General features: G+C 65.5%; 21 protein-coding genes and 5 pseudogenes. 25 read left to right on the top strand and 1 reads right to left on the bottom strand.

The window, feature by feature from the left end:
• Window positions 1-3 precede the first annotated feature (3 nt).
• Together ACPFMJ_RS01385 and ACPFMJ_RS01380 are read left to right on the top strand one after the other, a co-directional pair.
• Window positions 4-249: a hypothetical protein gene (locus ACPFMJ_RS01385; RefSeq protein WP_424362107.1), complete on the top strand. Its 246-nt coding sequence runs from the start codon at window positions 4-6 to the stop codon at window positions 247-249.
• An 85-nt stretch (window positions 250-334) separates the two neighbouring features.
• Window positions 335-895, top strand: coding sequence for a NifU family protein (locus ACPFMJ_RS01380; protein ID WP_424363767.1), 561 nt, complete (start codon window positions 335-337; stop codon window positions 893-895).
• A gap of 39 nt (window positions 896-934) precedes the next feature.
• On the opposite strand, the gene ACPFMJ_RS01375 is transcribed toward ACPFMJ_RS01380, so the two are convergent.
• Window positions 935-1,366, bottom strand: coding sequence for a hypothetical protein (locus tag ACPFMJ_RS01375; RefSeq protein WP_424362106.1), 432 nt, complete (start codon window positions 1,364-1,366; stop codon window positions 935-937).
• A gap of 160 nt (window positions 1,367-1,526) precedes the next feature.
• Between ACPFMJ_RS01375 and tsaB the strand changes: the two genes are divergently transcribed.
• The 23 genes and pseudogenes from tsaB to ACPFMJ_RS01260 all read left to right on the top strand — a co-directional run bounded on the left by tsaB (window position 1,527) and on the right by ACPFMJ_RS01260 (window position 16,110).
• Window positions 1,527-2,324: a tRNA (adenosine(37)-N6)-threonylcarbamoyltransferase complex dimerization subunit type 1 TsaB gene (tsaB, locus tag ACPFMJ_RS01370; RefSeq protein ID WP_424362105.1), complete on the top strand. Its 798-nt coding sequence runs from the start codon at window positions 1,527-1,529 to the stop codon at window positions 2,322-2,324.
• A 9-nt stretch (window positions 2,325-2,333) separates the two neighbouring features.
• Entirely contained in the window at window positions 2,334-2,822 is a 489-nt protein-coding gene (locus tag ACPFMJ_RS01365; RefSeq protein ID WP_424362104.1) for a GNAT family N-acetyltransferase, read from the top strand.
• Window positions 2,823-2,922: 100 nt separating this feature from the next.
• Window positions 2,923-3,063 (top strand): hypothetical protein, encoded by a 141-nt coding sequence (locus ACPFMJ_RS01360; RefSeq protein WP_424362103.1) that lies wholly within the window; start codon window positions 2,923-2,925, stop codon window positions 3,061-3,063.
• Between the two features lie 165 nt (window positions 3,064-3,228).
• Window positions 3,229-4,475 (top strand): annotated as a pseudogene (miaB, locus tag ACPFMJ_RS01355) (tRNA (N6-isopentenyl adenosine(37)-C2)-methylthiotransferase MiaB).
• Window positions 4,476-4,883: 408 nt separating this feature from the next.
• A pseudogene (locus ACPFMJ_RS01350) lies at window positions 4,884-5,399 on the top strand (PhoH family protein); the annotation flags it as partial.
• 273 nt (window positions 5,400-5,672) lie between these two features.
• Window positions 5,673-6,017 (top strand): rRNA maturation RNase YbeY, encoded by a 345-nt coding sequence (ybeY, locus tag ACPFMJ_RS01345; protein WP_424363766.1) that lies wholly within the window; start codon window positions 5,673-5,675, stop codon window positions 6,015-6,017.
• Entirely contained in the window at window positions 6,001-6,225 is a 225-nt protein-coding gene (locus ACPFMJ_RS01340; protein WP_424362102.1) for a hypothetical protein, read from the top strand. Before ybeY ends, ACPFMJ_RS01340 begins: the two co-directional genes overlap by 17 nt.
• Complete coding sequence (locus ACPFMJ_RS01335; RefSeq protein ID WP_424362101.1) at window positions 6,186-6,482, top strand: CBS domain-containing protein; 297 nt, start codon at window positions 6,186-6,188, stop codon at window positions 6,480-6,482. Before ACPFMJ_RS01340 ends, ACPFMJ_RS01335 begins: the two co-directional genes overlap by 40 nt.
• Window positions 6,398-6,940 carry a transporter associated domain-containing protein gene (locus tag ACPFMJ_RS01330; protein ID WP_424362100.1) on the top strand — a complete coding sequence of 181 codons (543 nt, stop codon included), beginning with the start codon at window positions 6,398-6,400 and terminating at the stop codon, window positions 6,938-6,940. Before ACPFMJ_RS01335 ends, ACPFMJ_RS01330 begins: the two co-directional genes overlap by 85 nt.
• A 62-nt stretch (window positions 6,941-7,002) precedes the next feature.
• On the top strand, window positions 7,003-8,637 hold the full coding sequence (gene lnt / locus ACPFMJ_RS01325; RefSeq protein ID WP_424362099.1) for an apolipoprotein N-acyltransferase: 1,635 nt from the start codon (window positions 7,003-7,005) through the stop codon (window positions 8,635-8,637).
• A 229-nt stretch (window positions 8,638-8,866) separates the two neighbouring features.
• Window positions 8,867-9,274, top strand: coding sequence for a helix-turn-helix domain-containing protein (locus ACPFMJ_RS01320; RefSeq protein ID WP_424362098.1), 408 nt, complete (start codon window positions 8,867-8,869; stop codon window positions 9,272-9,274).
• A gap of 134 nt (window positions 9,275-9,408) precedes the next feature.
• Complete coding sequence (gene metK / locus ACPFMJ_RS01315; RefSeq protein ID WP_424362097.1) at window positions 9,409-10,599, top strand: methionine adenosyltransferase; 1,191 nt, start codon at window positions 9,409-9,411, stop codon at window positions 10,597-10,599.
• Window positions 10,600-10,674: 75 nt separating this feature from the next.
• Window positions 10,675-11,352, top strand: a complete 678-nt coding sequence (trmB, locus tag ACPFMJ_RS01310) for a tRNA (guanosine(46)-N7)-methyltransferase TrmB (RefSeq protein WP_424362096.1) — start codon at window positions 10,675-10,677, stop codon at window positions 11,350-11,352.
• A gap of 32 nt (window positions 11,353-11,384) precedes the next feature.
• Entirely contained in the window at window positions 11,385-12,272 is an 888-nt protein-coding gene (gene trxA, locus ACPFMJ_RS01305) for a thioredoxin (RefSeq protein WP_424363765.1), read from the top strand.
• 26 nt (window positions 12,273-12,298) lie between these two features.
• Complete coding sequence (locus ACPFMJ_RS01300) at window positions 12,299-12,964, top strand: LON peptidase substrate-binding domain-containing protein (RefSeq protein ID WP_424362095.1); 666 nt, start codon at window positions 12,299-12,301, stop codon at window positions 12,962-12,964.
• 28 nt (window positions 12,965-12,992) lie between these two features.
• Complete coding sequence (locus tag ACPFMJ_RS01295; protein WP_424362094.1) at window positions 12,993-13,220, top strand: Trm112 family protein; 228 nt, start codon at window positions 12,993-12,995, stop codon at window positions 13,218-13,220.
• 15 nt (window positions 13,221-13,235) lie between these two features.
• Window positions 13,236-13,967, top strand: a complete 732-nt coding sequence (locus tag ACPFMJ_RS01290; protein WP_424362093.1) for an acyl-CoA thioesterase — start codon at window positions 13,236-13,238, stop codon at window positions 13,965-13,967.
• A pseudogene (locus ACPFMJ_RS01285) lies at window positions 13,964-14,303 on the top strand (P-II family nitrogen regulator). The gene ACPFMJ_RS01290 and the pseudogene ACPFMJ_RS01285 overlap by 4 nt, the downstream one beginning before the upstream one ends.
• A 34-nt stretch (window positions 14,304-14,337) precedes the next feature.
• Window positions 14,338-14,838: a hypothetical protein gene (locus tag ACPFMJ_RS01280; protein WP_424362092.1), complete on the top strand. Its 501-nt coding sequence runs from the start codon at window positions 14,338-14,340 to the stop codon at window positions 14,836-14,838.
• Between the two features lie 13 nt (window positions 14,839-14,851).
• A pseudogene (locus tag ACPFMJ_RS01275) lies at window positions 14,852-15,061 on the top strand (ammonium transporter); the annotation flags it as partial.
• A pseudogene (locus ACPFMJ_RS01270) lies at window positions 15,009-15,413 on the top strand (hypothetical protein); the annotation flags it as partial. The pseudogenes ACPFMJ_RS01275 and ACPFMJ_RS01270, both read left to right, overlap by 53 nt.
• An 86-nt stretch (window positions 15,414-15,499) precedes the next feature.
• Window positions 15,500-15,673: a hypothetical protein gene (locus tag ACPFMJ_RS01265; protein WP_424363764.1), complete on the top strand. Its 174-nt coding sequence runs from the start codon at window positions 15,500-15,502 to the stop codon at window positions 15,671-15,673.
• Window positions 15,658-16,110, top strand: coding sequence for a hypothetical protein (locus ACPFMJ_RS01260; RefSeq protein ID WP_424362091.1), 453 nt, complete (start codon window positions 15,658-15,660; stop codon window positions 16,108-16,110). Before ACPFMJ_RS01265 ends, ACPFMJ_RS01260 begins: the two co-directional genes overlap by 16 nt.
• Window positions 16,111-16,268 lie beyond the last annotated feature (158 nt).

The following is a 16,268-nucleotide window of genomic DNA, read 5'->3' as shown; positions in this document are numbered from 1 at the left end:
GCCATGGATTTACTGACCCTATTCGGACTCTTCGCCGTGAGCGCGATGCTGCTCACCTACGCCTACGAGGACAAGAGCCACTGGTTCGTCCTCGGCTTCGCCGTCTCCTGCGCGCTCGGGTCTCTTTACGGCTTCCTGCAAGGGGCCTGGCCCTTCGGGCTCGTCGAGGCCGTGTGGTCGGTCGTGGCGCTGCGGCGCTGGCGCGCTCGGATGGCGGACTTTCGCAAAAGCTCCTCAATCCCCAAATGAAATCCGATCCATATCGCGGCCAGCCGAAACTGTGCTAAGCACGCGCCAATTCCCCGGCCTTGAACCGGGCGCAGGAGGCATGAACATGTTCATCCAGACCGAAGCCACCCCCAATCCCGCCACGCTGAAATTCCTCCCCGGCCAGAACGTTCTGGGCCAGGGCGCGATGGAGTTCCGCTCATCCGAGGCCGCCGCCAACGCCCCGCTCGCGCAGGCGCTGCTCGCCATCGAGGGCGTCGAGGCGGTGATGTATGGCGGCGACTTCGTTTCCGTAACGAAGAACGAGAAGGACTGGGCGCATCTCAAGCCCGCCATTCTCGGCACGATCATGGAGCATTTCGCCTCCGGCGCGCCGCTGCTCACCGACGGCGCCGCCCCCGTGAGCGACCATGACGGCGAGTTCTACGACGAAGCCGACGCCGAGACGGTGGCGACGATCAAGGAACTGATCGAAACCCGCGTGCGGCCGGCCGTGGCGGGCGACGGCGGCGACATCGTCTTCAAGGGCTTTCGCGACGGCGTCGTTTATCTTGTCATGAAAGGCGCCTGCTCGGGCTGCCCCTCCTCCACCGCCACGCTGCGTAACGGCATCGAAAACCTGCTTCGTCATTTCGTGCCGCAGGTGAAAACGGTGCAATCGGCTTGATTCAACGCCGCGGGCGCCTTCGCGCGCCCGCGCGTTTTCTCAAGGGTTCGCCGGCGGCGAGAAATCTTCATAGGAGATTGAAAGCTCCGTCTTCCCTGTCACCTTCACGTCCACAACGATGGACGATGAGGGATCGACGAAGGAATAGGAGTGATGCCCGTTGGCCGCCGCCATCTTCGCGAAAAGCCGATGGTAATAAGCGTCGTTCGGGCCTTGCGGATCGTATCTGAAAGCGACTGTGAAGATCGGATAGACGTCGTTATTGCACAATTCGAACTTGCTGATCGCGATCTTCTCCCGCTCCAGAACCCGCCTCGTCGGATGCGACCATTGTTTCAGGTCGAGCGCCCTGCACCCATGCGCGATGTCCCTGTAGAGCGACGTCGCCTCCAGAAGCGGCGCGGACAGCGCCGGTTGGGCCGCGAAGGAGAGGGCCAGGGCTGCCCCTGCGAGCCAAGAAATCTTCTTCATCCATAGCTCCCGGCGGCGCCTGCTTGCACGTTCAACAAGACCCCTGCCGATAGAAAAACGCAATGACGCGCGGGTTGCTGTGCGCTCGCGCATCGGGCGTTTATGGTTCTTTTCGCGGCCTTTGTTGATTGGGGCCCCAAAAGGGTCATATGCTCCGCCTATGCGAATCCTTGCGATTGACACCGCCCTGCCCGCCGTCTCGGCCTGCGTGCTCGACCACGACGCGGAGCAGCCCATCGCTTCCGAGACCGTCGCCATGGAGCGCGGCCATGCGGAGGCGATCATGCCGCTCATCGAGCGGGTCATGAGCAAGGTCGAGGGCGGTTTCCCTTCCATCGATCGCGTCGCCGTCGCGGTCGGCCCCGGCTCTTTCACCGGCATCCGCATCGGCCTCGCGGCCGGACAGGCGATCGCGCTCGCCTGCAAGGCCGAGGTCGTCGGCGTCTCGACGCTGGCCGCGCTCGCCGCGCCGCTGATCCTGGAGGAGTTCGACGGCGTCGTCGCCGCCGCCATCGACGCAAGGCATGGCAAGGTCTATGTCGCCGCCTTCGGCCCCGACGGGCGCGCGCTCCTGACGCCTCGCCGCGCCGGCGCCCATGAGGCGCTGCGGGCGCTGGGCGACGGACCGCTGATGCTCATCGGCTCTGGCGCGGAACTGCTGGCGAAGGAAGCCCGTGCGGGAGGCATGACGGTGACCATCGTCAGCGAGCAGGCCTCGCCCGACATCGAATATGTCGCCCGCCTCGGCCTCGCCGCGCGGCCCGAGACCGCGCCGGCCAAGCCGCTCTATCTGAAGGAGCCGGACGTCACCCTGCCGGGCAAGCCGCCGGAGGCGGCCGCCGCGCCCACCGCGCCCGAGAACGAGACTCCGCCTGAAGCCGAGGCCCCGGCCGCCGAGCCGGCCCCCGACAGCGTCCCGTCGCAAGAGGCCCTCGCCTCCGCGCCCGCTCAGGCATAGATTAACCTCATGAGCCTGCTAACCAGCTTTTTCGCCAAGCCGACCTTCGTCGTCCGGCCGATCGGGGCCGAGCGCGCGGAAGAATGCGAGACGCTTCACGGCGCCTCCTTCGCCTTCGGCTGGTCCAAGATCGACTTCGAGAGCTACCTCACCGATCCCCACGTCATCGCCGACGGCGCGGTGACGGAAGGCGCCCGGGGCAAGCTCGGCGGATTCATCCTCTCCCGCCTCCTGCCGCCCGACGCCGAGGTGCTGACCTTCGCCGTCGACCCGGCCCGCCGCGGCGCGGGACTCGGCCGCAAGATCCTCGACAAGCATATCGAAAATCTCGAACGTGGCGGCGCGCGCCTTGTGTTTCTTGAGGTCGCCGACGACAACGAGGCGGCGCTGAAGCTCTATTATCGCTTCGGATTCAAGGAGATCGGCCGCCGGGAGAATTACTACCAGCGCGCCGACGGGACGAAGCGCGCGGCGGTGAATTTGCGGCTGGAGATGTAGGCGGCAGTCGGAGCCGTAGCTTGCCGGCATGAACCAAGTCGACTAAGGGCCGCAGCGATTTCGTCGTCGACGCAGCCGAATGGCTGCCAGATGAACGTCTATGAACATGCGCTCGCGCTGGACGCTGCACGAGGATCCATTCGACCGGCTCCTCCTTGCGCAAGCGATCGTCGAGGGGCTGGTTTTGCTGACCTCGGACAAGACACTGGCGCGCTATCCGGGGCCGGTCAGGGCGATCTGAGTTTGCATGGCCGCTGGCTCGAATGGTCGGTCGGCTCCTCGCCAACACCTGAAAAGCCACCGATCCGCGAGAAGGATTACCACCCCGGTTTCGCGCGAGAAAGGAGGCCCCCTATCGTCGCCCCGCAGGGCTGACGCCGGCGGCGTTCTCGCCTATGGCTGCCAGATGAACGTCTATGACGCGACGCGCATGGCGGATTTGCTCGGCCGCGAGGGCTATTCCGAGACCGCCGACGAAGCCGAGGCCGATCTCGTCATCCTCAAAGCACATCGATCGTCGTCGCCGGCTGCGTCGCGCACGCTGGCCGAGGGGCGACATGAGATCGTCGTCATGCGCCGCCAGCGCGCAGTCGATCTCGTCGTCGGGCCGCAGAGCTATCATCGTCTGCCCGGCCTGCTGAAACAGGCCCGCGGCGGCGCGCGCGTCGCCGACACGGAATTCGCCGTCGAAGACAAATTCGACGCCCTGCCCCAGCCGAGCCGCGCCCAGATTCGCGCCCGCGGCGTCTCGGCCTTCGTCACCGTGCAGGAAGGCTGCGACAAGTTCTGCTCGTTCTGCGTCGTTCCCTACACGCGCGGCGCCGAGGTCTCGCGGCCCGTCGCCGACATCCTCGCCGAGACGCGGCGGCTCGTGGACGCCGGGGTGCGCGAGATCACGCTCATCGGCCAGAACGTCAACGCCTATCGTGGCGAGGACGAAGCCGGGCGCTCGACGAATGGAGCTCTTCGCGCGGCTGCTCGGCGCATCTGGACGGATCTGACGCGCGGCTGCGCTACACCACCAGTCATCCTGTCGACATGGCGCAGGATTTGATTGAGGCGCATGGGTCGATCCCGAAGCTCATGCCCTATGTCCATCTCCCGGTTCAGTCGGGATCGGACAGCATCCTGAAAGCCATGAACCGCAAGCACAAAGCGGAAGATTATCTCGACATCATCGCCAAGCTGCGCAAGGCGCGGCCGGATGTGGCGATGTCGTCGGATTTCATCGTGGGCTTTCCCGGCGAGACGGACGAAGATTTCGAAGCCACGATGCAGCTCGTGCGAGACGTCGGCTTCGCGGCGAGCTTCTCCTTTAAATATTCGCCACGCCCCGGCACGCCCGGCGCCGAGCGGGACGACCAGATCGACGAAGAGATCATGCGCGCGCGCCTCGCCGCGCTACAGGCGCTGCTGGAAGAGCAGCGCCAGGCCTTCAACAGCGCGACTGTCGGCAAGACGATCGACGTGCTGTTTGAAAAACCCGGCCGCCACGAGGGTCAAATCGCTGGCAAGAGTCCCTATATGCAGCCTGTGCATGTCAGCGGTCCCGCTGAGATGATCGGCAGCGTGGCCCGCGTCGCAATTGTCGCCGCCGGCTCCAATTCGCTGGCGGGCCGCCTGTTGGGCGAGGGCGAGGAGGCGAAGGCTTGACGACGATTGACGACTTGAGGGTCGGGCGCCGGGACGAGGCGGCCGAGCCCGACGCGGAGGTCACGCTCGCTTTCGACGATAATCGCCGCGCTTCCTTGCTTTTTGGCCATTATGACCAGAATCTCGCCAAGATCGAGCGCCGGCTGAAAATCGCCTCTTTCGCCAATGGCAACCACGTCACGCTGAAGGGCGACGCCGAGGCTTGCGAGCACGCGCGCCGCGTGCGTTGGAGACGCTCTATGCGCGGGCGCAGCTGGGGCTCGAGATTTCGCCCGGCGACGTCGAAGGCGCGATCGAGGAAACGACGCGGCAGAGGAGCCTCTTCCCCGACTCGGCGGTTGGCTTCGATCAGATCATCACCCGCAAGCGCGGGCTGGTGCGCGCGCGCAACGCGCGCAGGATCTCTATCTGCGCGCGCTCAAGCGCTATGAGCTGGTCTTCGCGGAAGGACCCGCCGGCACCGGCAAGACCTGGCTCGCGGTCGGCCATGCCGTCTCGCTGCTCGAGAAGGGCGTCGTCGAGCGCCTGATCCTCTCGCGGCCGGCCGTCGAGGCCGGCGAGCGGCTGGGCTTCCTGCCCGGCGACATGCGCGAGAAGGTCGATCCGTATCTGCGGCCGATATACGACGCCCTGCACGATTTCATGGACGCGCGCATGGTCGAGCGCGGATGCAGACCGGCATGATCGAAGTTGCGCCGCTCGCCTTCATGCGCGGCCGCACGCTGACCCGCGCCTGCATTCTGCTCGACGAGGCGCAGAACGCGACAACGATGCAGATGAAGATGTTCCTGACGCGCCTCGGCGAAGGCTCGCGCATGATCGTGACGGGCGATCCTCGCAGACGATCTGCCTTCCGGTCAGAAATCGGGCCTGTCGGAGGCCATCTCGCTTCTCTCCGAGATCGACAGCGTCGGCAAAGTCACCTTCTCCGAAGGCGACGTCGTGCGTCACGATCTCGTTCGCGCCATCGTCTCCGCTTATGAGCGCGCCGCCCGCGCCCGGAACAAGCCGCGCGGCCATGAGCGTCGAAATCGACATCATCCTCTCCGCCGAGGCCTGCGGACGATCGACGGATCTCGAGCTCACCCGCGACGCGCGTCGAGGCGAGCCGCCGCGAGAGCGCGGCGAAGCTCGCGAGCGGCTGCGAGATCAGCGTCACCTTCTGCGACGACGCGGCGATCCGCGCGCTCAACGCGAGTGGCGCGGCGCGACAAGCCGACCAACGTCCTGTCTTTCCCGACGCCCGGTCCACTGTCGGCCCGCCCGCTTCTGGGCGACATTGTGATCGCCTACGAGACCGTGGCCAGAGAGGCTGTCGAGCAGGAAAAAACTCTCCGCGACCATACGGCCCACATGGTCATCCATGGATTTCTGCACCTGATCGGCTATGATCACGAGACCCCCGACGAGGCGGAAGTCATGGAGGCGCTCGAAAGACGGATCGCGTCCCGGTTGGGCTTGCGCGACCCCTACGCCGGCGAGGCGGCCGGCGAAGAGGAAGAAGCGGGCGAACTGAACGAAGGTCATGTCGATACGATCTGAAAACGCCGAGGAGCCATTAAGACGCGGCCACGAGCCGCGCGTGACGCTCATCGACCGTCTGCGCGGCCTGCTCGGGCTCGCGCCGGCCTCCGTCCGCGAGGACATTGAGGACGCGCTCGACGACGCGGCGGCGGACGTGACGCGCATGAGCGCGCGCTGCTCAAAAACGTGCTCGGCCTGCATGATCTGCGCGTCGCCGACGCCATGATCCCGCGCGCCGACATCATCGCCGCGCCGCTCGACGCCCCTCTGCGCGAGGCGCTCGCCGTGTTCAGGGACGCCGGTCATTCCCGCCTGCCCGTCTATCTGGAGACGCTCGACGATCCGCGCGGCATGGTGCACATCCGCGATTTCGTCGATCATCTCGCCGTCTGCGCGACATGTGCGACGCGCCGACGACCAGCGCCGAAGCCGAGGGACGGCGCATCGACTTCGACACGCCGATCTCGGACGCCAATCTTTTAAAGCCCGTGCTCTTCGTGCCGCGCTCGATGCCGGCGCTCGACCTTCTCATTCGCATGCAGACGACGCGCACGCATCTGGCGCTGGTGATCGACGAATATGGCGGCACGGACGGGCTCGTCTCGATCGAGGACATCGTCGAGATGATCGTCGGCGATATCGAGGACGAGCACGATGTCGAGGGGCCGCCCGAGATCGAAGAACTCGACAATGGAGACTTCCTCGTCGACGCCCGCGCGGACCTCGACGAGGTGACGGCGCGGCTCGGGGTCGATTTCCGGCTCGAGGACACGCCGGCCGAAGTCACGACCCTCGGCGGCCTCGTCGCCTGGCTCGTGGGCCGGGTGCCGATGCGCGGCGAGATCATCGGCACGCCGGTCGACGCCTATGAGTTCGAGATTGTCGAGGCGGATCCCCGCCGCGTCGGCAAGCTGCGCGTGCGGGCGCGCCGCCATCCCTGATCTTGGGCTTTGCGTCGCTTGGAAAGTAACTAGAGTCGAACCGCCGATTCGCGGGGGACTCCATGGCGCAGACTGCCGAAATTGCCGGCGTGCGGGCGGGACTGTCGTCCCTGCCTCAGCGCGTCATTCTGGCCGACGGATGGGCGCGGCGCGCCATCGCCTTCGCGGCCGGCGCCTTGGGGGCGCTCGCCCTCCCCCCATTCGATTTCGCGCCCGCCATGGCCGCGCCGCTGACGGCCGCGGTCTGGCTGATCGACGGCGCTGCGGTGCAAGGCGCGCGCTTCAGCTTCGCGCCGATCCGCGCGGCCGCCGCCGCCGGCTGGTGGCTCGGCTTCGGCTATTTTCTGGCCAGTCTCTGGTGGCTCGGGGCGGCCATGCTGGTCGAGGCGGATCAATTCGCCTGGGCGATCCCGCTCGCCGTCATCGGACTTCCCGCAGCGCTGGCGCTTTTCCCGGCGCTTGGCTTCGCGCTGTCGCGCCTCCTCTGGTCCTCGGGCAGCCTGCGCATCTTCGCGCTCGCGGCGGGCCTCGGCGCCTCGGAATGGCTGCGCGGCCATGTGTTGACGGGCTTTCCCTGGAACGATTTCGGCATGGCGCTGGCGCAAGCGGGGCCGCTCGGACAGGCCGCCTCGCTCATTGGCCTTCCCGGCCTTGATTTGCTGGCGATTGTCATCTTCGCGGCCCCGGCGACGATCGTCGACCGCCGCGCTGGCGAGCGCTTCCTTTCCAACGCCGCCGCCTGGGCGGCCGCTTTTCTTCTGCTGACGCTCTCGGCCTATGGCGCGCTCAGGCTTGCAACGACCGCGACGGAATATGTCGACGACGTCAAGCTGCGCCTGATGCAGCCGAACCTGCCCCAGGACGCGAAGTTCAGGCCCGAGAACGGACAGGAAATCCTGCGCCGCTATCTCGCTCTGTCCGACCGCGCCTCGGGCCCCGGGCGCACGGGCGTTTCCGACGTCACGCATCTCATTTGGCCGGAGTCCGCCTTTCCCTACGTCCTCTCCCGCGAACCGCAGGCGCTCGCGTCGATCGCCCGCGCGCTGCAGGGGAAGATCCTCATCACCGGCGCCGCGCGCGTCGAGGCCGACGGCGGCGGCAAGCGCGGCAAGATTTTCAATTCCATCGAAGTCTTGCAGGGCGACCGCATCATCGCCTTCTATGACAAGATGCATCTCGTCCCCTTCGGCGAATATCTTCCGCTCGAAGGGCTTTTGCGCCCGCTCGGCGTCTCGCATCTCGTCCCCGGGACCTGGGATCAGGGACAGGGCCCCCGGACGCTCGCCGCGCCGGGCCTGCCGCCCATCTCGCCGCTCATCTGCTACGAGGCGATTTTTCCAGGCGAAGCGGCGCCGAAGGACAAGGCCGGCAAGCGCCCGCAGCTTCTTCTCAACCTCACCAATGACGGCTGGTTCGGCAAAACGACTGGCCCTTATCAGCATTTCGCCCAGGCGCGGCTGCGGGCCATCGAGGAGGGACTGCCGCTGGTCCGAGTCGCAAACACCGGCATTTCCGCCATAGTCGATGCTTATGGTCGGACAATGGAGTCGCTTCCGCTTGGTGAAGAAGGGATCATCGACGCCCGCCTGCCCAAGGCTGCGCCGGAGACAATATTCTCACATTGGGGAAGCGCGGGCTTCGCCACAATATGGGTCTTGCTCCTCGCGGCGGCGTTGGCGGGGAGATGGCGAGGTTGAGATAGCGTCGGCAAGTCTTGCGCTTAGGAGAAGTCGACTTTTTCGGTCGACTTCTTGTTCATCTGCAAGTTGTCGATCCTGGTCAATGGCTCCCTTTGGTCGAATGACCAATCGAATGCCGAAGTTGACGAACGTCATAACTTTATATGTTCAAAATCAGGCAGCTAAACATTAATCCTGTTTGCATTTGATCAGCGTTCGGCTAAAACGCGGCAGGAGGTCGTTGAACGTGAAGAAGACGCCAGATCCGATCGACCGGCACGTCGGAAGCCGCGTGAGGATGCAACGCATCCTCATGAAGATGAGTCAGGAAAAGCTTGGCGAAGCGCTCGGCCTCACCTTTCAGCAGGTTCAGAAGTACGAAAAGGGTCTGAACAGGATCGGCGCAAGCCGCCTGCAGCAGATCTCCAAGACCCTGAACGTGCCGCCCTCCTTCTTCTTCGAGGGCGCGCCTAGCCTCGGCGTGGCCGAGGGCAACGGCTTTGCGGAGGAGTCCTCGTCCCAATATGTCGTCGACTTCCTCTCGACGGCCGAGGGCCTGCACCTCAACCGCGCTTTCGCGCGCATCAAGGACGCCAAGGTGCGCAAGCGCGTGCTCGACCTGGTGACCACGCTGGCCGACCAGGACGACGCCTGACACAGGCAGAGTTCTCTATAACGAACGATTTGGCCCGTAACGGCTTGACGTATCGAACGCAGGCTGGCACATGACGACTCGCTAGCGCGGCAGAGTCGCGCTCTATCGCCGGACGGCCATTGGGAGATTCCGAAGTGACCCGAAAGAACTATCTTTTCACCAGCGAGTCTGTTTCCGAAGGCCATCCTGACAAGGTCAGCGACCGTATTTCCGACGAGATCGTCGACGAGTTCTTCCGCGAAGGCCCGAAGGCCGGCATCGACCCCTACGCCATCCGCGTCGCCGCGGAAACGCTCTGCACGACGAACCGCGTCGTCATCGCCGGCGAAGTGCGCGGCCCGCACATCCCCTTCACGCGCATCGAAGAGCTCGCGCGCGACGCCATTCGCAAGATCGGCTACGAGCAGCACGGTTTCCACTGGAACACCGCCAAGATCGAAGTCCTCCTGCATGAGCAGTCGGTCGACATCGCCCAGGGCGTCGACGCCGCCGGCAACAAGGACGAAGGCGCGGGCGACCAGGGCATCATGTTCGGCTACGCGACGAACGAGACCCCGGCCCTCATGCCGGCCCCACTCTATTATTCGCACAAGATCCTCGAGCTGCTGGCTCACGCCCGCCACACGGGCAAGGAGAAGGGCCTCGGCCCGGACGCCAAGAGCCAGGTGACGGTCCGTTATGCCGACGGCAAGCCGGTCGAAGCCACGCAGATCGTGCTTTCCCACCAGCATATCGACGAGCGCCTGACGCCCGCCGACATCCGCCGCATCGCGGAGCCCTACATCCGTGAGGCGCTGCCGCAGGGCTGGATCACCGACGCGACCGTCTGGCACGTCAATCCGACCGGCAAGTTCTTCATCGGCGGGCCGGATGGCGACACCGGCCTCACCGGCCGCAAGATCATCGTCGACACTTACGGCGGCGCGGCTCCGCATGGCGGCGGCGCCTTCTCGGGCAAGGACCCCACCAAGGTCGATCGCTCGGCCGCCTACGCCGCGCGCTATCTGGCGAAGAACATCGTCGCCGCCGGCCTCGCCGATCGCGTCACGATCCAGCTCTCCTACGCCATCGGCGTCGCCGAGCCGCTGTCGATCTATGTCGACACGCATGGCACCGGCAAAGTCGCCGAGGACAAGATCGAAGCGGTGCTGCCGCAGCTCGTGCGCCTCACGCCGCGCGGCATTCGCGAGCATCTCCAGCTCAACCGTCCGATCTACGCCCGCACCTCGGCCTACGGCCATTTCGGCCGCGCGCCGGAGACGGACGGCGGCTTCTCCTGGGAGAAGACGGATCTCGTCGATCAGCTGAAGTCGGCCCTGGCCTGATCGCCTCAAACGACTTGAATGTTTCTCGATGGCCGGGCATGTCCCGGCCATTGGTTTTTCTGAAGACACAGGAAAATGACCGAAGCGTCTCACCCGACCCGTCGCCTTTATGGCCGCTCCAAGGGCAAGGCGCTGCGCCCGCATCACAGCGAGCTGATGGCGGAATTCCTGCCGACGCTCGCGCTCGACCTTTCGAAGCCCCTGCCCTTGCGGCCCGACCGCGAGACCCGCCTCGAAATCGGCTTTGGCGGCGGCGAGCATCTCGTCGAGGCGGCGGCGCGGGAGCCAAATGTCGATTTCTTCGGCTGCGAGCCCTTCGTCAACGGCATGGCCAAGCTGCTCGCCGGCATTGAGGAGCGGGGCCTTTCCAATATTCGCCTCCACCGGGGCGACGCCGGGCTAGTTCTCGACCGCTTGCCCGACGCCAGCCTGTCGCGCGTCTATCTCTTCTATCCCGACCCCTGGCCGAAGCGGCGCCACCGCAAGCGGCGATTCGTGTCGCCCGAAAACCTCGAGAAGCTCGCCCGCGTCCTGCGCCCCGGAGCCGAGCTGCGCTTCGCGACCGACATCGACGATTACGCCGCCTGGACGCTCGCCCGGCTGCGAGCCTGCAAGTCCTTTCGCTGGCGCGCCAAAACCGCGCAGGACTGGCTCCCCCCCTGGGAGGGCTGGACGCAGACCAAATATGAGGCCAAGGCGATGGCGGCGGGACGCCGTCCGGTCTATCTGACCTTCGTCAGACAGAGCGACTGAGCAAGCGAGAGGGGAGCGGCGGGATGGTCGATATGACGAATACGGCGGCCGGAGCTGCGGCGCCGATCGAGACGACGGTGGCGCGTTTCCGCGCGGACGTGCTCGAAGCGTCGATGCGCAAGCTGGTTCTGGTGGATTTCTGGGCGCCCTGGTGCGGCCCCTGCAAGCAGCTCGCCCCTGTCATTGAACGACTCGTCGCCGCGACCGGGGGCAAGGCCGCCCTCGTCAAGATGAACATCGACGCCGAGCCCGAGGTGGCGGACCAGCTCGGCATCAAGTCCATCCCCGCCGTCGTCGCCTTCCAGCGCGGGCGCCCGGTGGACGGCTTCGTCGGCGCCCTGCCCGAGAGCCAGATCAAGGGTTTCCTGGAGCGCCTCGTCGGCCCGATCGAGGATGCGGGCGGCGACGCGGTCGAAATCGCGCAGGCCATGATCGCTGAGGGCGACGTCGCCGGCGCCCACGCGCTGCTCTCGGATCTGACCAGCGAGGAGCCGATCAACCCCAAGGCTTTCGCCTTGCTGGCCCGCCTCTATATCGGCGCCGAGCAGCTCGACGCGGCGCGCGCGCTCCTGGAGCGCTTGCCCGAATCCGCCAAAAAGGACACCGACGTCGCGGCCGCCTGGGCGGCGATCGAGAACGCCGCCGCCGCGCAGGACCTCGGCGAGATCGAGGACCTCAAAGCCCGCATCAATTTCGATCCCAACGACCTCAAAGCCTATTTCGACCTCGCTCTCGCGCTCAACGCCAAGGACCGACGTGAAGAAGCGGCGAATGCGCTTCTTGAAATCATCCGGCGCGACCGTAGTTGGGACGATGATGGGGCGAGGAAGCAGCTCGTCCAGTTTTTCGAAGCGTGGGGACCGATGGACAAAGCGGCCGTCGCGGCGCGTCGGCGCCTCTCCACGCTGCTCTTCTCGTAAAGGGAGAGGCGCCTCCGCCCGACGCCATGAGCCTGAACAGTTCTTACGCAGACATTCACGCGCTGCCGGACGTGATTCCGCTCTTTCCGCTGACCGGCGCCGTGCTGCTGCCGCGCGGCGAGCTGCCCCTCAACATCTTCGAGCCGCGTTACATCGAGATGGTGGACCACGCCATGAGGGGGGCGCGGCTGATCGGGATGATACAGCCGCTGCCGAGCGGCAATGGCGCCGCGGCGCCGCCGCTTTTCCAGGTGGGTTGCGCCGGGCGCCTGACGCGATTTTCCGAGACCGGAGACGGGCGCTATCTCATCACGCTGACTGGGATCGCGCGTTTCCGCACCGTCGAGGAGCTCGACGCGGGAACGCCATATCGACAGTTTCGCGTGAGCTATGACGCCTTTCAGGCCGACCTTCTTCCGGGAGCCGGGGAGAACGCCGTGGACCGCGAGGCTGTCGTGTCGATGTTGCGTAGCTTCGCCGAATGTTCCAAACTTGAAATTGATTGGGCGAGCATCGACGCCGCGCCAACCGAAACTCTGGTCAACGCGCTTGCAATGATGTCGCCTTTCGGGGCGAATGAGAAGCAGGCGCTGGTCGAGGCGATCGACCTCAAGGCGCGCGCGGAGACCCTTATCGCCCTCACCAGGCTGGATATGGCCCAGCGAGACGGCGAGCGGCAGCAATGGCACTGACGGCCCTCCTCTGAACAGGAAAGACAAGATGAGCGACAATATCGACGCCGCCGGCGACACCAACGAAGCCGGCGCGCCGGAGGGAACGAAGGTCGATCCGCGCCTTCTCGAAATCCTCGTCTGCCCGCTCACCAAGACGACGCTGGAATATGACCGCGCGCGGCAGGAGCTGATCTCGCGCTCGGCGCGGCTCGCCTATCCGATCCGCGACGGCATCCCGATCATGCTCCCGGAAGAGGCGCGGCAGATCGACTGAGGCGTCGCATCCGCTATGGATGACGCCCCCGCCAGCAATCTCATCGCCCTTTTCGACCTGGAAAATCTGGGCGAGGACCGCTTTCGCGGCCACAGTCCGGCGTCGTCGGGCCGTCATCTCTATGGCGGACAGGTCGTGGCGCAGGCCCTTGTGGCCGCGACGCGCACCGTGCCGGCCGACAGGCCGGCGCATTCGCTGCACGCCTATTTCGTCCTCGCGGGCGATCCGCAAATCCCCATAGATTTCGCGGTGGAGCGCATTCGCGACGGGCGCAGCTTCACGACGCGTCGCTGCGTGGCGACGCAACAGGGTCGCACGATCTTCTCGCTCGAAGCCTCCTATCAATTGCGGGAGGAAGGTTTCGAGCACGCCGCCGCGATGCCGCAAGCGCCCGATCCCGAAAGCCTCGAACCCATCAACGATCTCGTCGAACGGTTTCGCGGCTTCCTGCCCACCCCGGCCGAACACTGGATGCAGCGCGCCTGCGCGCTGGACATGCGCATCGTCGCGCCGGAAACGCTGGTGGCGCCGAACCGCCTCGGGCAGTTCATCTGGTTTCGGGTGCAGGGCCCCCTGCCCAATGACGAGGCGCTTCACGCGGCGCTGCTCGCCTATCTGTCCGACATGACGCTGCTGAATACGGCGCTCATCGTCCACGGCCGAAACATTTTCGATCCGAAGATAAAGGTCGCCAGCCTGGACCACGCCTTGTGGCTCGGGTCGATAACAAACAGGATTGGCAGATGAAAATCGTGACAGCGATCATCAAGCCGTTCAAGCTCGACGAGGTCCGCGACGCGCTGACCGATATCGGCGTTCACGGCTGACCGTGACGGAAGTCAAGGGCTACGGCCGTCAGAAGGGCCACACCGAAATCTATCGCGGCGCTGAATACGCCGTGAGTTTCCTGCCAAGATCAAGATCGAAGTCGCGGTCGCCTCGAACGCTCAGGTGGACAAGGTCATCGACGCGATCCAGCGCGCCGCGAAAACCGGCCAGATCGGCGACGGCAAGATCTTCGTCGGCCCGCTCGAGCGCGCCATCCGCATCCGCACCGGCGAATCCGACGCCGACGCGCTCTGATCGCCCCTCCCCGACAATTTTGGAGCTCTCCTACATGAAACTTCCTTCGTATCGAAGCGCGGCCGCTTCGACCCTCGCGGGAGCGGCGCTCGTCGCGGTGGCGGTCCTGGCGCTGGCGGGCCCGGCGCTTGCCGGCAACGACCCCACTCCGAACCCCGGCGACGTCGCGTGGATGCTCACCTCGGCGCTGCTTGTGCTGATGATGTCGATCCCTGGCCTCGCGCTGTTCTACGGCGGCCTCGTTCGCACCAAGAACATGCTGTCGATCCTCACGCAGACCTTCGCGATCGTCTCGCTCGTGGGCGTCATCTGGGCCGTCTACGGCTATTCGATCGCCTTCGGAGACGGCGGCAATCGCTCAACGATTTCGTCGGCGGCTTCTCAACAAGCCTTCCTGAAGGGCGTGACCGCGGCCAGTAACGCGCCGACCTTCACGCCGGGCCATGTCATTCCGGAATACGTCTTCTTCGTCTTCCAGATGACCTTCGCGATGATCACGCCCGCGCTCATCGTCGTGCTGTTGCCGAGCGCATGAAGTTCTCGGCGTCATGCTGGTGTTCACGACGCTGTGGGTGACCTTCATCTACTTCCCGATCGCGCACATGGTATGGTACTGGGCCGATCCGAACGCGATCGTCGACGCCGCCACGCAGCTCGCCGCCGCCTCCACGGAGGAGGCGAAGGCCGCCGCGCAGGCGAAGATGGATGAGATCGTCGGCAATGTGGGCTGGCTCCTTCAAGTGGGCGCGCTCGACTTCGCGGGCGGCACCGTCGTTCACATCAACGCCGGCATCGCCGGCCTCGTCGGCGCGCATCATGGTCGGCAAGCGCATCGGTTACGGCAAGGAAGTGCTGGCTCCGCACTCTCTGACCATGTCGATGATCGGCGCCTCGCTCCTGTGGGTCGGCTGGTTCGGCTTCAACGCCGGCTCCAACCTCGAAGCCAACAGCACGACGGCCCTCGCCTTCGTCAACACCATGGTCGCGACCGCCGCGGCGGCTCTGTCCTGGATGATCGTGGAATGGATCGATCAAGGGCAAGCCCTCGGCTGCTCGGCCTCATCGTCGGGCGTCGTCGCTGGCCTCGTTGCCGTCACGCCGGCCGCGGCTTCGCGGGTGTCGATGGGCTCGATCGTGCTCGGCCTCGTCGTCAGCCCGATCTGCTTCTTCTTCGCTCGACGTGATCAAGAAGCGCGATCGGCTACGACGACGCGCTCGACGTCTTCGGCGTCCACTGCATCGGCGGCATCATCGGCGCGCTCGCGACCGGCCTGCTGGTCAACCCGGCTGGGGCGGCGCTGGCATCACCGACTATACGTCGAAGCCGGGTGAGCTCGTTGCAGGCACCTACGATATGGCCGCGCAGTTGATCTCACAGGCCAAGGCTGTCGGCATGACGCTCGTCTGGAGCGGCATCGGCTCTGCAATCCTCTTCAAGCTGGTGGACATCGTCATCGGTCTCCGTCCGTCGGAAGAGAAAGAGCGCGAAGGCCTCGACATCACCGATCACGGCGAGAGCGCCGGTTTACCACTGAAGGATGGCGGCAAGCTCGGCTCGCATGTCTTCGTTCTCAACGGCGCCAACGCCGCCGCGCAAGGCATGCATTGGAGCGCCATCACCCATCAGCAGGCGGCGACGCCGCTGACGCGCGACGACGTGGTGATGCAGCGCATCTCCGCGGAGCCCGCCTTCGTCAATGAGATGAAGGCGCGCATGCATCCCGGCATGACGATGGTGCTCACCGACGCGCCGCTCTCGCCCGACAAGCGCAGCAGCAAGGATTTCGTGATCGTCACGACGGGGTGAGGCCGGAAGGCCCAACGCGGCCTCGTCCTTCGAGACGCGAGCTTCGCTCGCTCCCCAGGATGAGGCCTATGTGCTTGAACGCAGAGCAAAGAAGCCCCTCATGCTGGAGGAGCTTGCGAAAGCAAGCGTCTCGAAGCACAGGGGCGTTAACACAAAAA

Origin of the sequence: Methylocystis parvus (genome assembly GCF_049675845.1) — a bacterium.
Taxonomy (GTDB): Bacteria; Pseudomonadota; Alphaproteobacteria; order Rhizobiales; family Beijerinckiaceae; genus Methylocystis; species Methylocystis parvus_A.
Note: the sequence above shows the minus strand (reverse complement) of the source record. Positions and strands in the feature narration are given on the sequence as shown.

Coding starts and splice junctions, on each gene's coding strand:
- lnt (WP_424362099.1), top strand. CDS start 7,003: ATGGCGCAGACTGCCGAAATTGCCGGCGTGCGGGCGGGACTGTCGTCC.
- ACPFMJ_RS01375 (WP_424362106.1), bottom strand. CDS start 1,366: ATGAAGAAGATTTCTTGGCTCGCAGGGGCAGCCCTGGCCCTCTCCTTC.
- ACPFMJ_RS01330 (WP_424362100.1), top strand. CDS start 6,398: ATGTGCGACGCGCCGACGACCAGCGCCGAAGCCGAGGGACGGCGCATC.
- ACPFMJ_RS01290 (WP_424362093.1), top strand. CDS start 13,236: ATGGATGACGCCCCCGCCAGCAATCTCATCGCCCTTTTCGACCTGGAA.
- ACPFMJ_RS01380 (WP_424363767.1), top strand. CDS start 335: ATGTTCATCCAGACCGAAGCCACCCCCAATCCCGCCACGCTGAAATTC.
- ACPFMJ_RS01365 (WP_424362104.1), top strand. CDS start 2,334: ATGAGCCTGCTAACCAGCTTTTTCGCCAAGCCGACCTTCGTCGTCCGG.
- ACPFMJ_RS01295 (WP_424362094.1), top strand. CDS start 12,993: ATGAGCGACAATATCGACGCCGCCGGCGACACCAACGAAGCCGGCGCG.
- trmB (WP_424362096.1), top strand. CDS start 10,675: ATGACCGAAGCGTCTCACCCGACCCGTCGCCTTTATGGCCGCTCCAAG.
- ACPFMJ_RS01300 (WP_424362095.1), top strand. CDS start 12,299: ATGAGCCTGAACAGTTCTTACGCAGACATTCACGCGCTGCCGGACGTG.
- ACPFMJ_RS01280 (WP_424362092.1), top strand. CDS start 14,338: ATGAAACTTCCTTCGTATCGAAGCGCGGCCGCTTCGACCCTCGCGGGA.
- ACPFMJ_RS01360 (WP_424362103.1), top strand. CDS start 2,923: ATGAACATGCGCTCGCGCTGGACGCTGCACGAGGATCCATTCGACCGG.
- tsaB (WP_424362105.1), top strand. CDS start 1,527: ATGCGAATCCTTGCGATTGACACCGCCCTGCCCGCCGTCTCGGCCTGC.
- ACPFMJ_RS01260 (WP_424362091.1), top strand. CDS start 15,658: ATGGCCGCGCAGTTGATCTCACAGGCCAAGGCTGTCGGCATGACGCTC.
- trxA (WP_424363765.1), top strand. CDS start 11,385: ATGACGAATACGGCGGCCGGAGCTGCGGCGCCGATCGAGACGACGGTG.
- ACPFMJ_RS01385 (WP_424362107.1), top strand. CDS start 4: ATGGATTTACTGACCCTATTCGGACTCTTCGCCGTGAGCGCGATGCTG.
- ACPFMJ_RS01340 (WP_424362102.1), top strand. CDS start 6,001: ATGTCGATACGATCTGAAAACGCCGAGGAGCCATTAAGACGCGGCCAC.